At 71.0% G+C, this 22,316-nt stretch carries 19 protein-coding genes, 1 tRNA gene and 1 riboswitch; of the genes, 13 read left to right on the top strand and 7 right to left on the bottom strand.

The genetic code is table 11. The features are described 5' to 3' along the window. Positions 1-45: 45 nt before the first annotated feature. The 8 genes from AAT21_RS23580 to AAT21_RS23615 all read left to right on the top strand — a co-directional run bounded on the left by AAT21_RS23580 (position 46) and on the right by AAT21_RS23615 (position 9,408). Positions 46-1,092 (top strand): LysM peptidoglycan-binding domain-containing protein, encoded by a 1,047-nt coding sequence (locus AAT21_RS23580; protein ID WP_046778916.1) that lies wholly within the window; start codon positions 46-48, stop codon positions 1,090-1,092. A 276-nt stretch (positions 1,093-1,368) separates the two neighbouring features. After that, positions 1,369-1,539, top strand: a riboswitch (cyclic di-AMP (ydaO/yuaA leader). A gap of 3 nt (positions 1,540-1,542) precedes the next feature. Continuing rightward, positions 1,543-2,262, top strand: a complete 720-nt coding sequence (locus AAT21_RS23585; protein ID WP_046778917.1) for a LysM peptidoglycan-binding domain-containing protein — start codon at positions 1,543-1,545, stop codon at positions 2,260-2,262. Between the two features lie 285 nt (positions 2,263-2,547). Further along, entirely contained in the window at positions 2,548-3,834 is a 1,287-nt protein-coding gene (gene eno, locus AAT21_RS23590) for a phosphopyruvate hydratase (RefSeq protein ID WP_046778918.1), read from the top strand. A gap of 90 nt (positions 3,835-3,924) precedes the next feature. Next, positions 3,925-4,413 (top strand): FtsB family cell division protein, encoded by a 489-nt coding sequence (locus AAT21_RS23595; RefSeq protein WP_046778919.1) that lies wholly within the window; start codon positions 3,925-3,927, stop codon positions 4,411-4,413. Positions 4,414-4,457: 44 nt separating this feature from the next. Then, on the top strand, positions 4,458-5,036 hold the full coding sequence (locus AAT21_RS23600) for a DUF501 domain-containing protein (RefSeq protein WP_046778920.1): 579 nt from the start codon (positions 4,458-4,460) through the stop codon (positions 5,034-5,036). After that, entirely contained in the window at positions 5,033-5,986 is a 954-nt protein-coding gene (locus AAT21_RS23605) for a Ppx/GppA phosphatase family protein (RefSeq protein WP_046778921.1), read from the top strand. The genes AAT21_RS23600 and AAT21_RS23605 overlap by 4 nt, the downstream gene beginning before the upstream one ends. Positions 5,987-6,493: 507 nt before the next feature. Continuing rightward, positions 6,494-7,879: an NAD(P)/FAD-dependent oxidoreductase gene (locus AAT21_RS23610; protein ID WP_046778922.1), complete on the top strand. Its 1,386-nt coding sequence runs from the start codon at positions 6,494-6,496 to the stop codon at positions 7,877-7,879. A 146-nt stretch (positions 7,880-8,025) separates the two neighbouring features. Beyond that, positions 8,026-9,408, top strand: a complete 1,383-nt coding sequence (locus AAT21_RS23615; protein ID WP_046778923.1) for an SAM-dependent methyltransferase — start codon at positions 8,026-8,028, stop codon at positions 9,406-9,408. A 91-nt stretch (positions 9,409-9,499) separates the two neighbouring features. Here the strand turns inward: AAT21_RS23615 and AAT21_RS23620 are convergent, their stop codons facing one another. Both AAT21_RS23620 and AAT21_RS23625 read right to left on the bottom strand, forming a co-directional pair. After that, positions 9,500-12,052: an ABC transporter permease gene (locus AAT21_RS23620; RefSeq protein ID WP_046778924.1), complete on the bottom strand. Its 2,553-nt coding sequence runs from the start codon at positions 12,050-12,052 to the stop codon at positions 9,500-9,502. A gap of 62 nt (positions 12,053-12,114) precedes the next feature. Continuing rightward, positions 12,115-12,888, bottom strand: a complete 774-nt coding sequence (locus tag AAT21_RS23625; protein WP_046778925.1) for an ABC transporter ATP-binding protein — start codon at positions 12,886-12,888, stop codon at positions 12,115-12,117. 400 nt (positions 12,889-13,288) lie between these two features. Here AAT21_RS23625 and AAT21_RS23630 point away from each other — a divergent pair. Both AAT21_RS23630 and AAT21_RS23635 read left to right on the top strand, forming a co-directional pair. Continuing rightward, positions 13,289-13,370, top strand: a tRNA-Leu gene (locus AAT21_RS23630). A gap of 147 nt (positions 13,371-13,517) precedes the next feature. Next, positions 13,518-14,366 (top strand): Bax inhibitor-1/YccA family protein, encoded by an 849-nt coding sequence (locus AAT21_RS23635; RefSeq protein WP_046778926.1) that lies wholly within the window; start codon positions 13,518-13,520, stop codon positions 14,364-14,366. A 119-nt stretch (positions 14,367-14,485) separates the two neighbouring features. Here AAT21_RS23635 and AAT21_RS23640 read toward each other — a convergent pair whose 3' ends face one another. Further along, on the bottom strand, positions 14,486-14,716 hold the full coding sequence (locus AAT21_RS23640; protein ID WP_030010339.1) for a DUF4287 domain-containing protein: 231 nt from the start codon (positions 14,714-14,716) through the stop codon (positions 14,486-14,488). A gap of 101 nt (positions 14,717-14,817) precedes the next feature. Here AAT21_RS23640 and AAT21_RS23645 point away from each other — a divergent pair, with 101 nt between their 5' ends. Beyond that, complete coding sequence (locus AAT21_RS23645; RefSeq protein ID WP_046778927.1) at positions 14,818-15,162, top strand: hypothetical protein; 345 nt, start codon at positions 14,818-14,820, stop codon at positions 15,160-15,162. Here AAT21_RS23645 and AAT21_RS23650 read toward each other — a convergent pair. The 3 genes from AAT21_RS23650 to AAT21_RS23660 form a co-directional block, all read right to left on the bottom strand. Then, the gene (locus tag AAT21_RS23650; protein WP_200904454.1) at positions 15,146-15,961 is read right to left on the bottom strand and encodes a hypothetical protein; all 816 of its coding nucleotides are present in this window, start codon (positions 15,959-15,961) and stop codon (positions 15,146-15,148) included. The genes AAT21_RS23645 and AAT21_RS23650 overlap by 17 nt on opposite strands. A gap of 533 nt (positions 15,962-16,494) precedes the next feature. Beyond that, positions 16,495-17,715 (bottom strand): acetyl-CoA C-acetyltransferase, encoded by a 1,221-nt coding sequence (locus AAT21_RS23655; RefSeq protein WP_046778928.1) that lies wholly within the window; start codon positions 17,713-17,715, stop codon positions 16,495-16,497. A 180-nt stretch (positions 17,716-17,895) separates the two neighbouring features. Beyond that, on the bottom strand, positions 17,896-18,912 hold the full coding sequence (locus AAT21_RS23660; protein WP_046778929.1) for an SGNH/GDSL hydrolase family protein: 1,017 nt from the start codon (positions 18,910-18,912) through the stop codon (positions 17,896-17,898). 128 nt (positions 18,913-19,040) lie between these two features. Here AAT21_RS23660 and AAT21_RS23665 point away from each other — a divergent pair, with 128 nt between their 5' ends. Continuing rightward, positions 19,041-20,423, top strand: coding sequence for a cystathionine beta-synthase (locus tag AAT21_RS23665; protein WP_046779053.1), 1,383 nt, complete (start codon positions 19,041-19,043; stop codon positions 20,421-20,423). A 528-nt stretch (positions 20,424-20,951) separates the two neighbouring features. Here the strand turns inward: AAT21_RS23665 and AAT21_RS23670 are convergent. Continuing rightward, positions 20,952-21,329, bottom strand: a complete 378-nt coding sequence (locus AAT21_RS23670; RefSeq protein ID WP_046778930.1) for a hypothetical protein — start codon at positions 21,327-21,329, stop codon at positions 20,952-20,954. Positions 21,330-21,471: 142 nt separating this feature from the next. Here AAT21_RS23670 and AAT21_RS23675 point away from each other — a divergent pair, with 142 nt between their 5' ends. Continuing rightward, on the top strand, positions 21,472-22,314 hold the full coding sequence (locus AAT21_RS23675) for a MurR/RpiR family transcriptional regulator (protein WP_046778931.1): 843 nt from the start codon (positions 21,472-21,474) through the stop codon (positions 22,312-22,314). The last annotated feature ends 2 nt before the right edge of the window (positions 22,315-22,316 follow it).

Genomic DNA, 22,316 nt, shown 5'->3' on the forward strand with positions numbered 1-22,316 from the left:
CTAGGTTCTGCCGTTACCAGGCTGTTATGCGAAAGGTGATCCCTCATGCTCTCCGGGAACGGCCGTCACAGACGCCCCCGCCAGGTCCCCGCGCTGGTTGTCACAGCCGGAGTCACTGGCTCCGCACTGGCCATGCCGCTGCTGGCCGCCACCAGCGCGAGCGCTGCCGACACCGCCACATGGGACAAGGTTGCCGAGTGCGAGAGCGGCGGCTCGTGGAGCGCGAACTTCGGCAGTGGCGCTTACGGCGGGCTCCAGTTCACCCAGGAGGAATGGCAGAACGCCGGCGGTCTGGACTTCGCCGAGCGGGCCGACCTCGCGAGCCGCTCGCAGCAGATAGCCGTGGCCGAGCGCGTGCTGGCCTCCCAGGGCCCGCAGGCCTGGCCGCTGTGCGCGGCCTCGGCCGGACTGGACCAGCAGGGTCCGGCCGCCGTGGTCGACCCGGGTCTGCCGGGCAGCCCCCAGGCGGTCGGCCCCGCGCCGTCCCGCCCCGACGACGTCGTGCCCTCCGACAAGGGCGGCAGGAAGCCGACGGACTTCGGGCTCTCGACCGAGGAGACCCCGAGCCCCACCGGCTCCCCCTTCCTCATTCCCGACGCGCCGTCCGTCGGACTGCCCGTCATGCCGGCGCCCGACGTCCCGACGACGCCGCCGACCACCCCGACCGCGCCGGTCACCCCGGCCGACCCGACGACCCCGCCGGTCACTCCCGCCGACCCGACGGTTCCGGTCCTCCCGGCGGACCCGACAGCGCCCACGACCCCGCCGGGCAGCCCGAGTCCGTCCCCGGCGGACCCGGCGGCGCCCGCGGCGCCCGGGGCCACCCCGGCGGCCCCGTCCACCCCGGGTGCCACTCCTGCCGAGGGCAACGGCAAGCACCGTGGTGCGCCGTCCGCCGAGGAGGGCTCGCCGTCCGGTGCCGCGCCGGCCCCCGTCTACACGGTGCAGGCGGGCGACAGCCTGGCGACCATCGCGGTTGCCAAGGGCGTGAAGGGCGGCTGGAGCGGCCTCTACGCGGCCAATGAGCAGGTCATCGGCAATGACGCCAACCTGATCAAGCCTGGCCAGAATCTGGATCTAACCGTGCAATAAGGGCAGTTGGTTCGTCCGGAAAGACCTGATTGTCTGTTTTCTGCAAGTGAGACATGTGTCTCTTCAGGTCAACTGGCGTGTCCCGCCCGGGGGCTTCCGCAAACCCCGTTCTCACCTGCGCAAACACCCCTGCGGAGAGCGCAAGTAGGGGCCGTTTCTCCCCGATGTTCCTCGTTGAACATCGGGGAGAGACCTGTCTACCTTCTGAGTCGCCCGCCACCGCGGGCTCCTTCGACCGCATCGCCGAATCCTGCCGGCGGACGGGGGGAACAGTCGTCGCGTCAAGCGCCGAAGGCAGGAGCGGGGGAACCAAGGTAGGTGCCGCGAGCGGCCGTTGGGAGACGGCCGGGAAGCGGCTTGGGGTTAAGTGGTGCGCTAGGCCGCACCGCCGGGCACTCACAGGCCCGAACCCGACAGCTCACCTCGTAGGCGTCGGTGAGGAGAAACCTCATGCTGCTTTCCGGCAAGGGCAAGCACCGTCGCGGTTCCAAGGCCGTTCGCATCGTCACGCTCGCCGGTGTCGCCGGTGTGGCTGTCGCCGCCCCCCTGATGACCGCGGGCGCCGCCAGCGCCGCCACCGCGTCCGAGTGGGACAAGGTCGCGCAGTGCGAGTCCGGTGGCAACTGGTCCATCAACACGGGCAACGGCTACTACGGCGGACTGCAGTTCTCGTCCTCCACCTGGGCCGCGTTCGGCGGCAAGTCGTACGCCCCGCAGGCCAACCAGGCCTCGAAGGCGCAGCAGATAGCCGTGGCCGAGAAGGTCCTCAAGAAGCAGGGCAAGGGCGCGTGGCCGCACTGCGGCAAGGGCCTGTCGAACTCCTCGTACACCGGTGGCGGCTCCACCGAGACCCCGGCCTCCACCAAGCCGAAGGCCGAGACGAAGAAGACCGAGAAGAAGGCCGAGACGAAGAAGACCGAGACCAAGGCCGCGCCGAAGAAGGAGACCAAGCGCGCCGAGGCCCCGACCACCCGCTCCGAGCGCACCGAGGCTCCGGCCGCGCCGAAGACCGGCAACGGCTCCTACGAGGTCAAGTCCGGCGACACCCTGGGCACCATCGCCGAGGCCAACGGGGTCAAGGGCGGCTGGCAGCAGCTCTTCGAGCTGAACAAGGACATCGTGTCGGACGCCGACCTGATCTACCCCGGCCAGAAGCTGAAGCTCAGCTGAACGCCGCGGCAATAGCCGCAAAAGCGTACGCAAGACGCAGAATTCCCACCGCCCGGCGCCCCTTCCCCCCACGCGCCGGGCGGCGGTGTGTGCGGGCGCGTGGGCCCCTCCAAGGCCGATGATCAAGGGCCGTATGTCCCGGAAGAGGGGTATTCGGTCCCTTTTTCGTCCCAGGGGTCGGGCGGTCGGCCGGTCGAACCCCCGAAGCCGGTTAGGCTCTAGGCGGCAAGGCCATCCCACGGCCTGACACGCCACCGCACACCCAGCGTCACATCCCAGAAGGAGATGCTCGTGCCGTCCATCGACGTCGTCGTAGCCCGGGAAATCCTGGACTCCCGAGGCAACCCCACGGTCGAGGTCGAGGTGGGCCTCGACGACGGCAGCACCGGCCGTGCTGCTGTTCCGTCCGGCGCCTCCACCGGTGCATTCGAGGCCATCGAGCTGCGTGACGGTGACCCCGACCGTTACATGGGCAAGGGCGTCGAGAAGGCCGTCCTGGCCGTCATCGAGCAGATCGGCCCGGAGCTCGTCGGCTACGACGCCACCGAGCAGCGCCTGATCGACCAGGCCATGTTCGACCTCGACGCCACCGACAACAAGGGCTCGCTCGGCGCCAACGCCATCCTCGGCGTCTCCCTCGCCGTCGCGCACGCCGCGTCCGAGGCCTCGGACCTCCCGCTCTTCCGCTACCTCGGCGGCCCGAACGCGCACCTGCTGCCCGTTCCGATGATGAACATCCTCAACGGTGGGTCGCACGCCGACTCCAACGTGGACATCCAGGAGTTCATGATCGCCCCGATCGGCGCGGAGTCCTTCTCCGAGGCGCTGCGCTGGGGTGCCGAGGTCTACCACACCCTCAAGAAGGTCCTGCACACCAAGGGCCTGTCCACCGGTCTCGGTGACGAGGGCGGCTTCGCCCCGAACCTGGAGTCCAACCGCGCCGCGCTCGACCTCATCATCGAGGCCATCAAGCAGGCCGGCTACACCCCGGGCAAGGACATCGCGCTCGCGCTCGACGTCGCCGCGTCCGAGTTCTACAAGGACGGCAAGTACGAGTTCGAGGGCCAGTCCCGCTCGGCCGCCGAGATGACCGACTACTACGCCGAGCTCGTCGAGGCGTACCCGCTGGTCTCCATCGAGGACCCGCTGTTCGAGGACGACTGGGCCGGCTGGAAGACCATCACCGACCGCCTGGGCGCCAAGGTCCAGATCGTCGGCGACGACCTCTTCGTCACCAACCCCGAGCGCCTGGCCCGCGGCATCGAGGAGGGCTCCGCGAACGCCCTCCTCGTGAAGGTGAACCAGATCGGTTCGCTGACCGAGACCCTCGACGCCGTCGAGATGGCCCAGCGCAACGGCTTCAAGTGCATGATGTCGCACCGCTCCGGCGAGACCGAGGACGTCACCATCGCCGACCTCGCCGTCGCCGTGAACTGCGGTCAGATCAAGACCGGCGCCCCGGCCCGCTCGGACCGCGTCGCCAAGTACAACCAGCTGCTGCGCATCGAGGAGATCCTCGACGACGCCGCGGTGTACGCGGGCCGCAGCGCCTTCCCGCGCTTCAAGGGCTAATCACGCTCAGCCTCCGTACGTCCCCGCACTCGGTCCCGTACCGTGTGCGGGGACGTATTGCGTAGTGCGTACCGAAGGGGAGGCGGACCAATGGCCGGGAACCGGGATCGGTTCTCCACCTTCTCCACCGCGACGCGGCTCAAGCAGCTCGGTGAGCGGACCGCGGCCCACGTCTACCGCTCGCAGACGCGCCGTCAGGTGCGCCGCAGCCGCCTCACCGGCAGGGCCGCGCTCCTGGTGCTCGTGCTCTGTACGCTGGTCGTCGCCCTCGCGTATCCGATGCGCCAGTACGTCTCCCAGCGCTCGGAGATCGCGGCGCAGCAGCGGGCCGCCGCGGCGGCGCGGGACCGCCTGGAGCGGCTCCGCGACGAGAAGGCCCGCTGGCAGGACGACGCGTACGCGGAGCAGCAGGCGCGCAAGCACCTGCACTTCCTGCGCCCGGGGGAGGTCGGCTACATCATGAGCGACCCCGGGGCACGGCCGCCGGAGCCGCACCGGACCGGCCAGGCCGGCTCCGACCGCCCCTGGTACTCGAACGTCTGGGACGGCGTCGACAAGGCCGACCGCCCGAACGACTAGTACCGCAGCACCCATCCACGAGAACGAAGAGACTTCCTCCAGGCATGCAGACGCCCCCGCCCCAGACCGACCGGACCGAGCCGACCGACGCGGACATCGAGGCGTTCGAGCAGCAGCTCGGCCGCCCGCCGCGCGGGCTGCGCGCCATCGCGCACCGCTGCCCCTGCGGCCAGCCCGACGTGGTGGAGACCGCGCCGCGGCTCCCCGACGGCACCCCCTTCCCGACGCTGTACTACCTGACGTGCCCGCGCGCGGCCTCCGCCATCGGCACGCTGGAGGCCAACGGCGTGATGAAGGAGATGCAGGCCCGGCTCGCCGAGGACCCGGAGCTCGCCGCCGCCTACCAGGCCGCGCACGAGGACTACATCCGGCGCCGCGACGCCATCGAGGTGCTCCAGGGCTTCCCGAGCGCCGGCGGCATGCCGGACCGGGTCAAGTGCCTGCACGTGCTCGTCGGCCACTCGCTGGCGGCCGGCCCCGGCGTCAACCCGTTCGGCGACGAGGCCCTCGCGATGCTGCCCGAGTGGTGGGCCAAGGGCGCCTGCGTGACGCCGTGCGGTGACAAGAAGGACGCGACGCAGGACGAGACGAAGGCCGGGACGCAGGACGAGGAGTCCCGGTGACCCGGGTCGCGGGCATCGACTGCGGTACGAACTCCATCCGGCTGCTCGTGGCGGACTGCGACCCCGCCACCGGCGACCTGGTCGAGCTCGACCGGCGGATGACCATCGTCCGGCTCGGCCAGGGCGTGGACCGGACCGGGCGCCTGGCCCCGGAGGCGCTGGAGCGCACCTTCGCCGCCTGCCGCGAGTACGCGGCGGTCATCAAGGAGCTCGGCGCGGAGCGGGTGCGCTTCGTGGCGACCTCGGCCTCCCGTGACGCCGAGAACCGGGACGACTTCGTCCGCGGTGTCGTGGAGATCCTGGGCGTCGAGCCCGAGGTGATCTCCGGCGACCAGGAGGCCGAGTTCTCCTTCACCGGCGCCACCAGGGAACTGACCGCGCACCAGCACCTGGAGCGGCCCTTCCTGGTGGTCGACATCGGCGGCGGCTCGACCGAGTTCGTGGTCGGCGACGACCACGTCCGGGCCGCCCGCTCCGTGGACGTGGGCTGCGTCCGGATGACCGAGCGCCACCTGGTGGTGGACGGCGTGGTCACCGACCCGCCGGCCGAGGAGCAGATCGCGGCTGTCCGGGCCGACATCGAGGCCGCGCTGGACCTGGCGTCCGAGACCGTCCCACTGGCCGAGGCGCGCACCCTGGTCGGTCTGGCGGGCTCGGTGACCACGATCGCCGGGATCGCCCTGGGGCTGTCCGAGTACCGGTCGTCGGAGATCCACCACTCCCGGATCTCCTACGAGCAGGTCCGCGCGATCACCGAGCGGATGCTGACGGCCACGCACGACGAGCGCGCGGCGATCCCCGTGATGCACCCGGGCCGGGTCGACGTGATCGGCGCGGGCGCACTGGTCCTGCTGGCGATCATGGAGCGCATCGGCGCCTCGGAGGTCGTGGTCTCCGAGCACGACATCCTCGACGGCATCGCCTGGAGCGTGGCGGGCGCCACCGTGTGACGGGCCGGTCCGTCGGGACGACGGGGGTTCCGCGGCCGGCTCGGCCGCCGGAACCCCCGTCGTCGTTCCGGGTCATGCCCGCAATGACCGGTGCAATCACCTGGTCCACCGGCCGAACGACCTTCGAACCAGGGTGTGAAGGCCCTTCGGGACCAAGATCCAGAAAAAGTTCGTGAAGTTCTTCACAAGGAAAAGGTGCCTGCCGGGGCACAGGAAGGGTCCTTCGGGGCCTTGCGGAGGGCCCGAGGCCCCTTTTGTCGCGCGTTCGTGCGATCCACGGACGCGACGCGGCCGGCCTCGGAGGTAAGGACGAAACCCGGTGGTCTACTCCGGTTCAGGCCTTGGAGGCCAGTTCAGGACGGGTGAACAACGACTCCCGATGCCCCTTGGTTCCCGTCGTGCTTCATGACGTCCGTCACGTGGGCGGCGGAGTGTAGCAGAGGCCCTCCGTCTCCTTGTGAAGGGGCTCACGAGCAACACCCCATTGGGTGCTGGATACTCGTTCTCATGAGCACCACGGAGCGTCCCAGGATCCTCGTTGTAGGAGGTGGGTACGTAGGCCTGTACGCAGCCAAGCGCATCATGAAGAAGATGCGCTACGGCGAGGCGACCGTCACGGTCGTCGACCCGCGCTCGTACATGACCTACCAGCCCTTCCTCCCCGAAGTGGCCGCAGGCAGCATCTCGCCGCGGCACGTCGTCGTCCCGCTGCGACGCGTGCTGCCCAAGGCTGAGGTTCTCACCGGCCGGGTCACCACCATCGACCAGGACCGCAAGGTCGCCGTCGTCACGCCGCTGGTCGGCGAGGCGTACGAGCTGCCCTTCGACTACCTGGTGATCGCGCTCGGCGCCGTCTCCCGCACCTTCCCGATCCCCGGTCTCGCAGAGCAGGGCATCGGCATGAAGGGTGTCGAGGAGGGCATCGGCCTGCGCAACCACGTACTCGAGCAGCTCGACAAGGCCGAGTCCACGACGGACGAGGACGTCCGCCGCAAGGCCCTCACCTTCGTCTTCGTCGGCGGCGGCTTCGCCGGCGCCGAGACGATCGGCGAGGTCGAGGACATGGCCCGCGACGCCGCGAAGTACTACTCCACGATCAAGCGCGAGGACATGCGCTTCATCCTGGTCGACGCGGCCGACAAGATCCTCCCCGAGGTCGGGCCCAAGCTCGGCACCTGGGGCAAGGAGCACCTCGAGTCCCGCGGCATCGAGATCTACCTCAACACCTCCATGGACTCCTGCGTGGACGGCCACGTGGTGCTGAAGAACGGCCTCGAGGTCGACTCCAACACCATCGTCTGGACCGCCGGCGTCAAGCCGAACCCGGCCCTGGCCCGCTTCGGCCTCCCGCTGGGCCCGCGCGGCCACGTCGACGCCGAGCCGACCCTCCAGGTCAAGGGCACCGACTACATCTGGACCGCCGGCGACAACGCCCAGGTTCCGGACATGGCCTCCCGCCGGGCCGGCGTCGAGAACGCCTGGTGCCCGCCGAACGCCCAGCACGCGCTGCGCCAGGCCAAGGTCCTCGGCGACAACGTCATCTCGGGCATGCGGGGCTTCCCGCAGACCGAGTACTCGCACTCCAACAAGGGTGCTGTGGCGGGTCTCGGTGTCCACAAGGGCGTCGCGATGATCGTCATGGGCAAGATGAAGATCAAGCTCAAGGGCCGGCTCGCCTGGTACATGCACCGTGGCTACCACGGCATGGCCATGCCGACCTGGAACCGCAAGATCCGCGTCTTCGCCGACTGGACCCTCGGTATGTTCCTCAAGCGCGAGGTCGTCTCCCTCGGCGCGCTGGAGACGCCGCGCGAGGAGTTCTACGAGGCCGCCAAGCCGGCGCCGGCCCCGGCCGCCGCCGCTGCCCCGGCCGAGAAGGCCAAGGCCTCCTGACCCTGCGTCGGGAGACCGGCCGCTGAGCCGGTCGAAGGTACGACCCCGAAGGGGCCGCCCGCCATCCGTGGTGCGGGCGGCCCCTTCGGCGTACCCGGGGCCGCGGATGGGTAGACGGATGGGTCGGAACTTTGTGGAGGTGCGCCATGACCGACGCCGCTCCGCGGCTGGCCGCTCTTGCCGAGACCCTGCTGGGCGGCCCCCTGCCCGTGCGCATCCGCGCGTGGGACGGGACCGAGGCCGGGCCGCCCGGCGGCCCCGTCCTCGTCGTCCGGGGCCGCCGGGCCCTGCGCCGGATGCTGTGGAAGCCCGGAGAGCTGGGTCTGGCCCGGGCCTGGGTGGCCGGTGACCTGACCGTCGAGGGCGACCTCTTCGAGCTGCTGGACCGGGTGTCCGGCCTGCTCTGGGACCGGGACCGGCGGCCGGCGCCCACCCCGCCCACCTCCCGCCTCGGCACGCTGCGCCCGCGCCTGCCCCGGGCGCTCGCGGCCGCCGCGACCACCGCCGCTGCCACTGCCGAGCTGCTGCGCGACGCGGACGCGCGGGGCGCCGTACGGGACCTCGTCGCCCTCGCCAGGCCGTGGCCGGCGCCCGCGCCGCCCGACGAGGAGGCGGCCCGGCGCGGTGGCCCCCGGCACACCAGGGGCCGCGACCGGCAGGCCATCAGCCACCACTACGACGTCGGCAACGACTTCTACGAGCGGGTCCTCGGCCCCTCCATGGTGTACTCCTGCGCCTACTGGACCCCCGGCTCGACCCTGGAGCGGGCCCAGCACGACAAACTCGACCTGGTCTGCCGCAAACTCGCCCTGGAGCCCGGGAACCGGCTCCTCGACGTCGGCTGCGGCTGGGGCTCCATGGCCCTGCACGCGGCCCGTGAGTACGGCGCCCGCGTCACCGGGGTCACGCTCTCGCGCGAACAGGCCGTGTACGCCCGCAAGAGGGCCGCGGACGAGGGCCTGGCCGATCTGGTCGAGATCCGCATCCAGGACTACCGGGACGTCAAGGACGGCCCCTACGACGCCATTTCCTCCATCGGGATGGCCGAACACGTCGGAGCCGACCGCTACCGCGACTACGCCCGCACCCTGCACGGCCTGCTGCGCCCCGGCGGTCTGCTGCTCAACCACCAGATCGCCCGCCCGCCGGAGGCCGACGAATCGGCCTACCGGGTGGACGAGTTCATCGACGCCTACGTCTTCCCCGACGGCGAGCTCTCCCCGGTCGGCACCACGGTCGGTGAACTGGAACGGGCCGGCTTCGAGGTCCGCGACGTGGAGGCGCTGCGCGAGCACTACGCCCTGACCCTGCGGGCCTGGGTGGCCCGGCTGGAGGAGCACTGGGACGAGGTGGTGGCCCTCACCTCGGCGGGCCGGGCCCGGGTCTGGCAGCTCTACATGGCGGCCTCCGCGCTCGGCTTCGAGCGGGGCCGCCTCGGGGTCAACCAGGTGCTCGCGGTGCGGTCCGCGGCGCGCGGGGACGCCGGGCTGCCGCTGCGGCTGCGGACCTGGGGCGCGCAGCCGGCGTAATCGATCCTGCGCGGACGACGGGAAGGGCTCCGGGGCATGTCGCCCCGGAGCCCTTCAGTGAATCGTTCCGCCTTCCGCGTGACGCGGTCCGTTACTCGGTCTTGATGGCGGTCAGCATGTTCAGACGGGCGGCGCTGCGGGCCGGCCACATGGCGGCCAGGACGCCGACCACGGCGGCCAGCAGGAGGAAGATCCCGATCCGGTCCCACGGGAGGATCAGCTCGTAGCCGGGCATGGACTTCGCCAGCGTGGAGCCGACGGCCCAGGCGAGGAAGATGCCGATGGCGACACCGAGGGCGGCTCCGAAGAGGGAGATCACCACGGCTTCGAGGCGGATCATGTTCTTGACCCGGCTGCGGTCGAGGCCGATGGCGCGCAGCATGCCGATCTCCTGGGTCCGCTCGAAGACGGACATGGCCAGGGTGTTGACCACGCCGAGCACCGAGATGACCAGCGCCATGCCGAGCAGGCCGTACATGATGTTCAGCATCGTGTTGATCATGCCGCCCATCTCGTTGCGCATGTCCTGCTGGGTGGCGACGGTGATGGCCGGGTTCTTGCCGAGGGCGTCGACGACCTTCTGCTGGGCGGCCTTGGAGGCCCCGCCGTCGACGTTGACGTACACCTCGGGGATGTACATCTCCTCGCTGTGCTCGCTGAGGATCTTGTCGTCGATGACGTAGGGGGAGAGCAGGCCCTCCATGTCCTTGAAGATCGCACCGACCTTCACCGACGCTTCCCGGCCGTCGTCGTACGTCAGCTTGATCGTGGTGCCGACGGTGAACTTCTGCTTCGTGGCGGTCTTCTCGGCGACCGCGACGTCGCCCTTGCCGAGCGCGTCGAGCGAGCCGCTGAGGACCTCGATGTTGAGGAGCCGGCCGATGGTGGCCGGGTTGACGCCGGAGGCGGCCCGGAAGTCGCCGTCGACCAGGAAGTAGCCGGCCGACTGCGGGGAGACCGCCTTGATGCCGGGGGCCTTGGCCAGGGTCTCGGCCACGGACTTGTCGAGGCTGCCCGCGTCGGCGGACATCGAGACCCGGTAGTCGGCCTTGAGCTTCTCGGTGCTCATGCGGTCGACGACCTTGCCGACGGTGATGCCGAGCACGGACAGCGTGGTGACGAGGGTCAGGCCGATCGCGAGGGAGGCGGCCGTGACGGCGGTGCGGCGCGGGTTGCGGACGGCGTTCTGCGCGGCGAGCTTGCCGGGGACGCCGAACACCTTCTGCAGCAGCGGGCGGACCGCGCCGATGACCGGCTTCGAGAGCAGCGGCAGCAGCACGATCATGCCGATCAGCATGAAGAAGGCGCCGCCGCCCATGATCATGCGGCCGGTGCCGCCGCCCTTGGACACGCCCAGGAAGACCAGGCCGATGCCACCGAGGCTGATGACCGAGCCGAGGATGTTGCGCAGGAGCAGGGACTTCGAGGAGGCCGGCAGGTGGGCGCTGCCCATGGCGGCCACGGGTGCGATCCGGCCGGTGCGCCAGGCCGGCAGCAGGGCGGCGACGGTGGTGACGACGACGCCGATGACGAAGGCGGCGATCACGGTGCCCGGGGCGATCACGGGGGCGCCGCCCGGCAGCTTGGCACCGAGGGAGCCGATGACGGAGCGGATCCCGAGGGCGAGGCCGATGCCGCCGAGCAGGCCGACGGCGGCCGACAGGAAGCCGACGACGAGGGCCTCGGTGAGCACCGAGCGCATGACCTGGCCGCGGTTGGCGCCGACGGCGCGCAGCAGGGCCAGCTCCTTGGTGCGCTGGGTGACCAGCATGGTGAAGGTGTTGTAGATCAGGAAGATGCCGACGAAGAGCGAGATGCCGGCGAAGACGAGCAGCATCGTGCTGAGGTTGCTGAGGCCCTTCTCGATCTGCTTGGCCTGCTCCGCGGCGAGCGCCGTGCCGGTCTGCGCCTTGGTCGTCTTGCTGTCGAGCAGCGGCTTGATGTCGGCGAGCAGCTTGTCGGGGGAGGTGCCGTTCTTCGCGGCGACCGACAGCTCCTGGAAGTAGCCGGGCTTGAGGTACAGCTCCTGGGCGACCTTGGTCTCGAAGAGGACCAGGCTGCCGCCGGCCTGCACGGCGCCGTCCTCGGTCGTGAAGACGCCGGCGAGGGTGTACTCCTTGACCGGGCCGTTGGTGGCGACGCGCACCTTGTCGCCGACCTTGTACGTGCCCGCGTCGGCGGTGGCCCTGTCGAGGGCGACCTCGTCGGCCCTGGCCGGGCCGGCGCCCTGGGTGAAGGTGTAGCGCGGGTCCTTGCCGTCCTTGACGGGGGTGAAGTTGCCGCCCTTGTTGGACCAGCCGGAGCCGATCAGCTTGCCGTTCTCGTCGCCGACTCCGGCGAAGCCCGAGACGCTGCCGGAGACGGTGTCGACGCCCGGGAGCGCCTTGATCCTGTCGAGGGTCTGCTGGCCGAGGCCGGGCTCGCCCTCCTTCTGGCCCTCCTCGTTGCGGCCCTGGCCGTAGGAGGTGACCGAGACGGCGACGCCCTCGTAGCTCTTGGCGGACTGGCCGGAGAGGGACTTCTTGAGGGTGTCGGTGAAGACGAGGGTGCCGGATACGAAGGCGACGCCGAGGGTGACGGCGAGCACCGTCATCAACAGCCGGGCCTTGTGCGCGAGGACGTTGCGCAGGGCGGTACGGAACATGGGAGATCTCAGTCCTGGGGCTGGAAGTCTGGGAGAGGGCGGCCTGGGGCGGGGGCCCGGGATCAGCTGGTGCGGCCCTTGGCGTCGAAGGCCTTCATGCGGTCCAGCACGCCGTCGGCGGTGGGGCTGAGCATCTCGTCGACGATCCGGCCGTCGGCGAGGAAGATGACGCGGTCCGCGTAGGAGGCGGCGACCGGGTCGTGGGTGACCATCACGACGGTCTGGCCGAGCTCGCGGACGGAGTTGCGCAGGAAGCCGAGGACCTCGGCGCCGGAGCGGGAGTCCAGGTTTCCGGTCGGCTCGTCACCGAAGATGATCTCGGGGCGGGAGGCCAGGGCGCGGGCGACGGCCACGCGCTGCTGCTGGCCGCCGGAGAGCTGGGTGGGCCGGTGGCCCAGGCGGCCGGAGAGACCGACCATGTTCACGACGGTGTCCAGCCACTGCTGGTCGGGCTTGCGGCCGGCGATGTCCATGGGGAGCGTGATGTTCTCCAGGGCCGTCAGGGTCGGCAGCAGGTTGAACGCCTGGAAGATGAAGCCGATCTTGTCCCGGCGCAGCTGCGTGAGCTGCTTGTCCTTGAGGGAGCCCAGTTCGGTCTCGCCGATGCGGACCGAGCCGGCGGAGAAGGTGTCCAGGCCGGCGACGCAGTGCATCAGGGTGGACTTGCCGGAGCCCGAGGGGCCCATGATCGCGGTGAACTGTCCCTGGCCGAAGTCCACGGAGACGTTGTCCAGGGCGACCACCTGGGTCTCGCCCTGGCCGTACACCTTGGAGAGGCCGGTGGCGCGGGCGGCCACGGCCTGGGCGGTGCGCGGGGCGTGGTTCATGGTGGTCACAGGACTGCTCCTCGGTCTGTTGTGCGGGACTCCTCCATCCTCACCCGGCCCTTACACGCCGCGGATCAGCCGCCGTGCCTGTTCGCGGGCCCACTCGAGACTGACGGCGGGCGGGCGCGCCTCCTCCTCTGGTATGACAGGAGGCCTGCTCGGCGGGCGCCGGCCCGGGGTGGCGGGGAGGGTGGCGCGGGGGGTGGCGCGGGCCATCGAAATCCCGTCATTCCCGTACAGGTGGTGATCGCCGTCCAGAACGGGCCGACCGCGCATTCTGGGGCCTGACGGACCCTCAAGCGCCAATAAAATCAGACAACATCGGATAGACGTCCCGTCGGCGGAGAGTGTCTTCCGGATAGGCTCGGCACAGCGTTCAAGGCTTTTTCCACGGGGGCCGCCACGCCCTGCCCGGATGGTGGAATGCAGACACGGCGAGCTTAAACCTCGCTGGCCTTCGGGCCGTGCCGGTTCAAGTCCGGCTCCGGGCACTCCGCAGCTCTGGCGAGGCTCCCCTCGTTTATCCCCTGCGCTTCGCCATGCCTTCTCCTAAGATCCTCCTCCAGCAGTAGGGTGCTTTCTTTGCGAGCGCATTACTCTTGTTGCAAGGCCGCGCTCGGTGGCCACGGAGGAGTGAGATGAGGAGCAGTAACCCGGTCTTCTCGCGACGGGGGTTCAGCCGCGACAACGGTGGCTACGCGGGCTTTGACGCGCAGCACCAGCAGGCCGGGACCAACCCGTACGCGACGAACCCTTACGCGATGGACCCGGCCACGGGCATGCCGCAGGCGCCGGCGCGCACCAACGCGATGACCATCGACGACGTCGTGAGCCGTACGGCCATGACGCTCGGCACGCTCATCGTGACGGCGACCCTCTCCTGGGTGCTGCTGCCCGTCGACCCGGCCAACCTCACCAAGTCGTACGCGATCGGCATCGGCGCCGCGCTGGTGGCCTTCGTCTTCGCGATCATCCAGTCGTTCAAGCAGAAGGCCGCCCCGGGCCTGATCCTGGCCTACGCGGCCTTCGAGGGCGTGTTCCTCGGCGTGATCAGCGCGGCCACCAGCACCTACTTCGGCGCCGGCGTGGTCATCCAGGCCGTGCTGGGCACGATGTGCGTCTTCGCCGCCGTGCTCCTCGCCTACAAGATGGGCTGGATCCGCGTCAACCGCCGCTTCTTCGGCTTCGTGATGGCCGCGGCCCTGGGCTTCATGCTGCTCATGCTCGCGAACACCCTGTTCGCGGTCTTCGGCGGCGGTGACGGCCTCGGCTTCCGCAGCGGCGGCCTCGGCCTGCTGTTCGGCGCCATCGGCGTCATCCTCGGCGCCTGCTTCCTCGCCCTCGACTTCAAGCAGGTCGAGGACGGCGTGACCTACGGCGCCCCGCGCGAGGAGGCCTGGCTGGCCGCCTTCGGCCTCACCATGACCCTGGTGTGGATCTACATCGAGATGCTGCGCATCTTCCAGATCCTCTCCGGCGACGACTAGCAGGACCGGCGGGCCGCCAGGCCCGCCCGGTCCGGCACACCGCACGGGAAGGCCCCGCGAGCGAACGCTCGCGGGGCCTTCCCGTGCGTGCAGGGACCACGGGGGTCGAGGGAGAGGGGTCAGCCGAACCGGCGTGCGGCCCGGCGCAGGTCGTACTCGTGGATGATCGCCTTGGCCTGGCCGTACGACAGCTCGTGCGCGCCGCGCAGCCAGCTGACCTTCTCCTCGAACCGGACGAGGGAGGGGCCATCGTCGACGGTGCGGAGCCAGTCGGACACCTCACGACCGGTGGTCTGGGGGATTCTGTCGATCATGTTGCGGTGGGTCTGCTCGGAGAACTCTACGGACATGGGCGCCTCCGGAGGTTTTGCCGTGCTGTTCTCTTCACGCCACCGTGCCGGAGAGTTCGCCCGTTGGCAATGGTGCCCGGACGACACGTAAGGTCGGCCGGGTGCTTGATACCTCGCCCCTGAGCGCCGCCGTGGACCGTTTCGCCGACCGGCTGCGGGCCGCACCGCAGAGCCGCCTCCAGCAGGGGACGGCCGCTGTGGCGCTGGAACTGGCCCGCGAGCTCTCCGTACGGGCGCAGGAGCTGGAGGAGCCCGGACGGGCCCCCCGGGAGATGCCGGACGCCGGGATCTTCGTCGTCGGGGACCAGGTGGCCGTGGCCGGGCTGGACCTCGTCGAGGCCCTGCGCGGCGCCGCGGGCGCCCCGGACACGGCGAAGGCCCCGTCCGAGGTGCTGGACGAGGCCGTTCGACTGGTGGAGCAGGCGGAGATCAGAGCGACGCGATGACCCGGTCCGCCAGGATGTAGACGTTGCTGTCGGGGTCCTCGGAGTCACCGCAGGAGAAGGTCAGCGCGTAGGCGCCGGAGATCCCCGAGCCGCCCAGCAGGACCGGAGCGGTGCCCGAGCGCAGCGCCTCGGCGAGCCGCTCCGCGGTCTCCCGGTGCCCCGGGGTCATGCACAGCGTGGTGCCGTCGGTGAAGACGTACACGTCCAGCGTGCCCAGCGGGCCGGGACGGACGTCCGCGAGGGCCGTACGGGCCTCCGCGAGCTCCTCCAGACGGTTCACGGTGCGCTCGTGGTCGGCGCCGGGATGCGCGGCCTGCACCGGTACGAAGTCGGGGTGCGAGGGGTGGCGCCGGCGGGCGGCGGCCAGCTCGGCCGAGTCCTCCGGGTACCCGGGGAGCTCGTCGAGCGCCTCCTCGCCCAGGACCGGTTCCAGGCCCACCAGGTCGGCCTGGCGGGGCAGGAAGACCGGGCTGTCCTCGCCGAGCCCGGGCAGGCCGCCCAGCAGCGAAGGGGCGTCGGCGGCGTCGCGGGCCTCCTGCGCGGCCCAGAAGGCGCGTGCCTCGGCCAGCTCCCGCTCGCGCTCCTCGGCCAGGGCCTCGGCCACGGCGGCTCGTATCTCCGCGGCGGGGGACTCGGCGGCGTTGCGGGCGTGCGGGACGGTCGCGGCGCGGGCGTGGACCGGCACCGCCAGCTCCTCGCGCAGGGCGGTGACCTGCTTGCGCAGACCGTGGACGGCGTGCAGAGCAGCAGCGCCCACGGCCGTGGCAGCGGCCGTGGTCAGCAGCAGGGCAAGAGACATGGCGCTCACTGACTAACTCCTGAGGTGATTCGATCCCCCGACTTCCTACATCAGAGTGTCCCGGCCTGGGAATGGCGTGCAGTGCATTACGTCACGAAATGGACAGGGCTTTCGTCACACCCTGCACCCCTGTTCCAGTGCTGACCTGCGTAAACACCGATCCCCCAGGACATAGGTCACATCCTGGGGGAGATTCGGTCACAGGTAGGCCGCGACGGGATTAGAACCGGTGTCAGTACGGCCCGCGCCGCCAAGGGGTGTCTGGCCCCGTTCTTGATCCAGTAGCCGCAGTCCTACTTTCGGCTACGAACCGGCGCGCTGAGCCTCGCCGCCGCTGCGGGCAGGTGCCGGCCTCGCCACGCGGCGGAGCCGCACATCGGCACAGTCGGCCGACCCCTACCCTCCGCTACGGCTCAGCCGCCCTCTTTTCTGGTCGCGCTGAGCCTCGCCGCCGCTGCGGGCAGGTGCCGGCCTCGCCACGCGGCGGAGCCGCACATCGGCACGGTCGGCCGACCCCTACCCTCCGCTACGGCTCAGCTCAGCCGCTCGATCACCATGGCCATGCCCTGGCCGCCGCCCACGCACATCGTCTCCAGGCCGAACTGCTTGTCGTGGAACTGCAGGCTGTTGATCAGCGTGCCGGTCAGGCGGGCGCCGGTCATCCCGAAGGGGTGACCCACGGCGATGGCCCCGCCGTTGACGTTCAGCTTGTCGAGGGGGATCTCCAGGTCCCGGTACGACGGGATGACCTGGGCTGCGAACGCCTCGTTGATCTCGAACAGGTCGATGTCGCCGACCGTCAGGCCGGCCCGCTTCAGGGCCTGCTTCGACGCCTCGACCGGGCCCAGGCCCATGATCTCCGGGGAGAGGCCGGTGACACCGGTGGAGACGATCCGGGCCAGCGGGGTCAGGCCCAGCTCGCGGGCCTTCGTGTCGCTCATGATGACCAGCGCGGCGGCGCCGTCGTTCAGCGGGCAGCAGTTGCCGGCCGTCACCATGCCGTCGGGGCGGAAGACGGGCTTCAGACCCTGCACGCCCTCCAGCGTCACGCCGGCGCGCGGGCCGTCGTCGGTGGAGACGACCGTGCCGTCCGGGGTGGTGACCGGGGTGATCTCGCGGGCCCAGAAGCCGTTCTTGATGGCTTCCTCGGCCAGGTTCTGCGAGCGGACACCGAACTCGTCCATGTCCTGGCGGGTCACGCCCTTCAGACGGGCCAGGTTCTCGGCGGTCTGACCCATCGAGATGTACGCGTCGGGGACGAGGCCGTCCTCGCGCGGGTCGTGCCAGGACGAGCCCTCGCTCTCGGCGACGGCGGCCGTACGGGCCTCCGCGTCCGCGAAGAGCGGGTTGTGGGTGTCGGGCCAGGAGTCCGAGTTGCCCTTCGCGAACCGCGACACCGTCTCCACACCCGCGGAGATGAACACGTCGCCCTCGCCCGCCTTGATGGCGTGCAGGGCCATCCGGGACGTCTGCAGCGAGGAGGAGCAGTAGCGGGTGATGGTCGTGCCCGGGAGGAAGTCCATGCCCATCTGCACGGCCACGATGCGGGCCAGGTTGTTGCCCTGCTCGCCGCCCGGCAGACCGCAGCCCAGCATCAGGTCGTCGATCTCGCGCGGGTCCAGCTCGGGGATCTTGGCCAGGGCGGTCTGGATGATCGTCGCGGTCAGGTCGTCCGGGCGGACGTCCTTGAGGGATCCCTTGAAGGCGCGCCCGATGGGAGAGCGGGCGGTGGAAACGATGACTGCTTCGGGCATCGGGACTCCAAGGGTGCGTCGTTGCGGGACCGGATGCGAAGTTACCGCCCCGTACGGTCGAGGTCACCGGCCTGAGGGTGTGATGCCGGTCGCTCCCACCGGCCCCGGCCGGCCGGGGGCCGCACCCCCAAGGGTGCGCCTTCCCCGGCCGCGGGCCGCGAAGGAGAGGTTCCCACCTCCCTACGGGACGAACCCCGCCGCGTCCGGGGCCGCGGGGGCCGGGTCCTCGCCCGGCACCCGCCGCCGCCGGCGGTGCTTGAGCAGGACCCAGGGGCCGCGGCCCGCCGTGACCTCCGTACCCGCCTGGCCCGCGGCGGCCGACGCGGCCTTCGCCACCGGCAGCATGTCCTCGTCCCGCGACACGTCCAGCCGGTCCGACTCCGGCCACAGGCCGAGCGCCGCGCACAGCGTGGGCAGCACGGCCATGGCGGCCGTCGCGTACCCCTCCGCCGACGGGTGGTAGGAATCCGGGCCGAACATCTCGCGCGGGTTCGCGGCGAACTCCGGGCCCAGCAGGTCCCCCATCGAGACCGTACGGGCCCCCAGGGCGACCACCCCTATGGTCTGCGCGGCGGCCAGCTGCCGGGACACGCGGCGGGCGAGCCAGCGCAGCGGCTGGTACACCGGCTCGATCGTGCCCAGGTCCGGGCAGGTGCCCACCACCACCTCGGAGCCGGCCAGCCGCAGCCGGCGCACCGCCGAGGTCAGCAGCCGCACCGACTGGGTCGGGGGCATCCGGCGCGTCACGTCGTTCGCGCCGATCATGATCACGCACACGTCGGGCGGGGGCGCGTCCCGGTCCAGCAGCAGCCCGACCTGCCGGTCCAGATCATCCGACATGGCACCCGACAGGGCCACGTTGCGCAGCTCGACCGGCCGCTCCGCGACCGCCGCGAGCCCCGAGGCCATCAGCGCCGCCGGGGTCTGCCGGGCCCGCCGCACGCCGAGCCCGGCGGCCGTCGAATCGCCCAGCATGCCCAGCCGCAGCGGGCCCGGGCTCTGCTCCGGGCCGCCGAACTCGCTCCCGTACAGCCCGTCCGCGCGCGGCGGCTCGCCCAGCCCGGTGCCCACCGTGCGCTTGGCGAACTGCACCTCCGCCAGTACCAGCCCGACCGCGGCGGCCCCCACGAGTCCGATGCCGCCACCGCCGTACGCCGCCCCCGCCGCGATCCGGCGGGCTGTTCTCGCCCTGGACATCCTTCAGGCCACCTCCTCGCGTCTCATTGACCCCTACCTGCCCCGTACACACGGTCGGCCAATCCCTTTCGGCATACCCTGGCGGTGCCTCCCGGAGAACCCGTGGAGTCCCCTCCTTGGAGAACATGGTGCAATTCCACGACTCGATGATCAGCCTCGTCGGCAACACCCCGCTGGTGAAGCTCAACCGTGTGACCGAAGGCCTGCAGGCCACCGTCCTTGCGAAGGTCGAGTACTTCAATCCCGGCGGATCCGTGAAGGACCGGATCGCCGTACGGATGATCGAGGCCGCCGAGCAGAGCGGAGCCCTCAAGCCCGGTGGCACCATCGTGGAGCCGACCAGCGGCAACACGGGTGTAGGACTCGCCATCGTGGCCCAGCAGAAGGGCTACAAGTGCATCTTCGTCTGCCCTGACAAGGTGTCCATGGACAAGATCAACGTGATGCGCGCGTACGGCGCGGAGGTCGTGGTCTGCCCGACCGCCGTCGACCCCGAGCACCCGGACTCGTACTACAACGTGTCCGACCGCCTCGCGCGCGAGCCCGGCGCCTGGAAGCCCGACCAGTACAGCAACCCGAACAACCCCCGTTCGCACTACGAGACCACCGGTCCCGAGCTGTGGGAGCAGACGGACGGGAAGATCACCCACTTCGTCGCGGGCGTCGGCACGGGCGGCACGATCTCCGGCACCGGCAACTACCTGAAGGAGGTCAGCGGCGGGAAGGTCAAGGTCATCGGCGCCGACCCCGAGGGCTCGGTCTACTCCGGCGGATCGGGCCGCCCGTACCTCGTCGAGGGCGTCGGTGAGGACTTCTGGCCGACCGCCTACGACCCGAACGTGACGGACGAGATCATCGCGGTGTCCGACAAGGACTCCTTCCAGATGACCCGCCGCCTCGCCAAGGAGGAGGGCCTGCTCGTCGGCGGCTCCTGCGGCATGGCCGTCGTGGCCGCGCTCAAGGCCGCCGAGGGCCTCGGCCCGGACGACGTGGTCGTCGTCCTGCTTCCGGACAGCGGCCGCGGCTACCTCAGCAAGATCTTCAGCGACGAGTGGATGGCGGGCCACGGCTTCCTGGAGGAGGCCGGCCCCGCCGCGCGCATCGGTGACGTGCTGAACGACAAGGAGGGCGGCATCCCCTCCCTCGTCCACATGCACCCCGAGGAGACCGTCGGCGAGGCCATCGAGGTCCTGCGCGAGTACGGCGTCTCCCAGATGCCGATCGTCAAGCCCGGCGCCGGCCACCCCGACGTCATGGCCGCCGAGGTCATCGGCTCCGTGGTCGAGAAGGAGCTGCTCGCGGCACTGTTCGCGCAGCGCGCCTCGCTCTCCGACCCGCTGGAGAAGCACATGAGCTCGCCGCTGCCGCAGGTCGGCTCCGGCGAGCCGGTGTCCGAGCTGATGTCGGTGCTCGGCGAGGCCGACGCGGCGATCGTGCTGGTCGAGGGCAAGCCCACCGGTGTGGTGAGCCGCCAGGACCTCCTCGCCTTCCTGGCGAAGACCGCGAAGTAGCCGACGAGCCGACGGTCCGCCCGGGGCACGGCGCGCGGGTCCACGCCCGCCGCCCGCCCCGGGCACCCGCGTTTTCCGGCCGTCGCGCAAACGGTACGGGCCGGACACGTGACAGCAGCACGGCCTTAACACGGCTCCGGCACAGTGGTGGTTGTCGGCAAGGAGCCCGGGAAACCGGACCGGGCCGGCACCACCGACGGTGTTCGCACACCTCCGGAGCGGCTCCCGGACCTGCGGACACCATGGACGCGGACGGCCCTGACCCGGCCGTGTCCACCGCGGGGACCGCCGTCGTCCCGCCCCTCGCCCGCGAGGGTGCGGCGGTCCCCGCGCAAACTCCTTTTTTCTTCAGGGCTCGGTTCGCCTCCGGGGCGCCTGTTGCCGGCTCGTGACGGCGTACGTGCTCGAAAACCGCTCGTTCCTCGCGATTTCCTCCGCGCGTTCGCCCTCACTCCCCGGCGCGCCCCTTCGGCTCACTCGCCGGGCGGAGCCCCGGAGCGGTGCCGCACGTACCGGCGGGACAAGACCTCAGGCCACGCCGTCCGGCCGAGCGCGCCGCAGGCGAGCCGCGTGGATGAAGCTCACCCCCGCGATCCCGGCCCAGGCCACCAGCAGCCCCTTGAAGCCCGCCTGCGTGCCGGCGATGGCCGACAGCGGGATCGCCAGGACCAGGGTGATGATGGCGAAGCCGAAGCGTTCGCCGAAGTTCCCGTCGGCCGGGACGGCGTACGGGCCCTCGCCGCGCGCCGCGGCCAGGCGTTCCTCGGCGAGCCGGCGCCGGACCTGGGTGTCGACCTTCTCGACGAACGATTCCACCAATGCGGCCTCGTACTCCGGGCCCAGCTCCCGCCGGGCCGTCAGCGTCGCGTCGAGTTCCTTCTTCAGCTCTTGGGCGTGGGCGTCCATGCCCTCACCGTAGGAAGCGCCGCAGCCCCCGGCACTGGGGCTAGCCCCCGTATCCGCATCGCGGGCACCGGCTTGCCCCGCTGCATAACCGCATGCAGAGTGCTCCGTGGCTGAATAAATCACCGGGACCCAGGGGGACGGCATGAACGACAGCCCGGCGGCGCGGCTCCAGGCGCTGTTCGAGGGGCACCGGCTGACCCCGACCCAGCGGCGGATCGCTCACTGCATGGTGCGCGGGGCGGCGGAGGTGCCCTTCCTGTCGAGCGTCGAGCTCGCCGAGCTGGCCGGGGTGAGCCAGCCGTCGGTGACCCGGTTCGCCGTGGCGCTCGGTTTCGACGGCTATCCCGCGCTGCGCAAGCACCTGCGCGAGGTGGCTCCGGCCGAGCGGGCCGCCGCCGTCCAGGAGGACTCGTACAACGAGTACCAGCAGGCTGTCCTCGGCGAGATCGAGAACCTGCGGCAGCTCGCCGAGATGCTCGCCGACCCCGCGCCGGTCGAGGAGGCGGGGCGGCTGCTCGCCGCCTCCGCCCCGCTGCCGGTGCTCGGGCTGCGGGCGGCGTCCTCGCAGGCGCGCGGCTTCGCGTACTTCGCCGCCAAGGTGCACCCGGACGTCCGGCTCCTGGACGAGGGCGGCTCGATGATGGAGGACCGCATCGACGCGGCCCGCTACGAGGGCGCCACGGCCCTGCTGTGCTTCGCCCTGCCCCGCTACCCCCGCGAGGTCGTGGACACCCTGGAACGCGCGCGGAGGGCCGGCCTGACCGTGGTGACGGTCGCGGACTCGGCCTTCGCGCCGGTGGCCCGCCACTCGGACCTCCTGATCCCCGCCCCGGTCGGCACCGGCCTGGCCTTCGACACGGCGTGCGCGCCGATGCTGCTGGGCCGGGTCCTGCTGGAGGCGATGGCGGACGCCCTGCCGGACGCCCAGGCCCGTCTGGAGGCCTTCGACACCCGCGCGGCGAACCGCGGGCTGTTCGTGGAGTGAGC

This window comes from Streptomyces yangpuensis (genome assembly GCF_001005295.1).
GTDB classification, from domain to species: domain Bacteria; phylum Actinomycetota; class Actinomycetes; order Streptomycetales; family Streptomycetaceae; genus Streptomyces; species Streptomyces yangpuensis.

Bases quoted from the DNA above. Each gene is read 5' to 3' on its own strand.
- AAT21_RS23615 (WP_046778923.1), top strand. From the start codon at position 8,026: ATGACCGACGCCGCTCCGCGGCTGGCCGCTCTTGCCGAGACCCTGCTG.
- AAT21_RS23670 (WP_046778930.1), bottom strand. From the start codon at position 21,329: ATGGACGCCCACGCCCAAGAGCTGAAGAAGGAACTCGACGCGACGCTG.
- AAT21_RS23650 (WP_200904454.1), bottom strand. From the start codon at position 15,961: ATGTCTCTTGCCCTGCTGCTGACCACGGCCGCTGCCACGGCCGTGGGC.
- AAT21_RS23595 (WP_046778919.1), top strand. From the start codon at position 3,925: ATGGCCGGGAACCGGGATCGGTTCTCCACCTTCTCCACCGCGACGCGG.
- eno (WP_046778918.1), top strand. From the start codon at position 2,548: ATGCTCGTGCCGTCCATCGACGTCGTCGTAGCCCGGGAAATCCTGGAC.
- AAT21_RS23635 (WP_046778926.1), top strand. From the start codon at position 13,518: ATGAGGAGCAGTAACCCGGTCTTCTCGCGACGGGGGTTCAGCCGCGAC.
- AAT21_RS23585 (WP_046778917.1), top strand. From the start codon at position 1,543: ATGCTGCTTTCCGGCAAGGGCAAGCACCGTCGCGGTTCCAAGGCCGTT.
- AAT21_RS23675 (WP_046778931.1), top strand. From the start codon at position 21,472: ATGAACGACAGCCCGGCGGCGCGGCTCCAGGCGCTGTTCGAGGGGCAC.
- AAT21_RS23655 (WP_046778928.1), bottom strand. From the start codon at position 17,715: ATGCCCGAAGCAGTCATCGTTTCCACCGCCCGCTCTCCCATCGGGCGC.
- AAT21_RS23580 (WP_046778916.1), top strand. From the start codon at position 46: ATGCTCTCCGGGAACGGCCGTCACAGACGCCCCCGCCAGGTCCCCGCG.
- AAT21_RS23660 (WP_046778929.1), bottom strand. From the start codon at position 18,912: ATGTCCAGGGCGAGAACAGCCCGCCGGATCGCGGCGGGGGCGGCGTAC.
- AAT21_RS23640 (WP_030010339.1), bottom strand. From the start codon at position 14,716: ATGTCCGTAGAGTTCTCCGAGCAGACCCACCGCAACATGATCGACAGA.
- AAT21_RS23620 (WP_046778924.1), bottom strand. From the start codon at position 12,052: ATGTTCCGTACCGCCCTGCGCAACGTCCTCGCGCACAAGGCCCGGCTG.
- AAT21_RS23600 (WP_046778920.1), top strand. From the start codon at position 4,458: ATGCAGACGCCCCCGCCCCAGACCGACCGGACCGAGCCGACCGACGCG.
- AAT21_RS23610 (WP_046778922.1), top strand. From the start codon at position 6,494: ATGAGCACCACGGAGCGTCCCAGGATCCTCGTTGTAGGAGGTGGGTAC.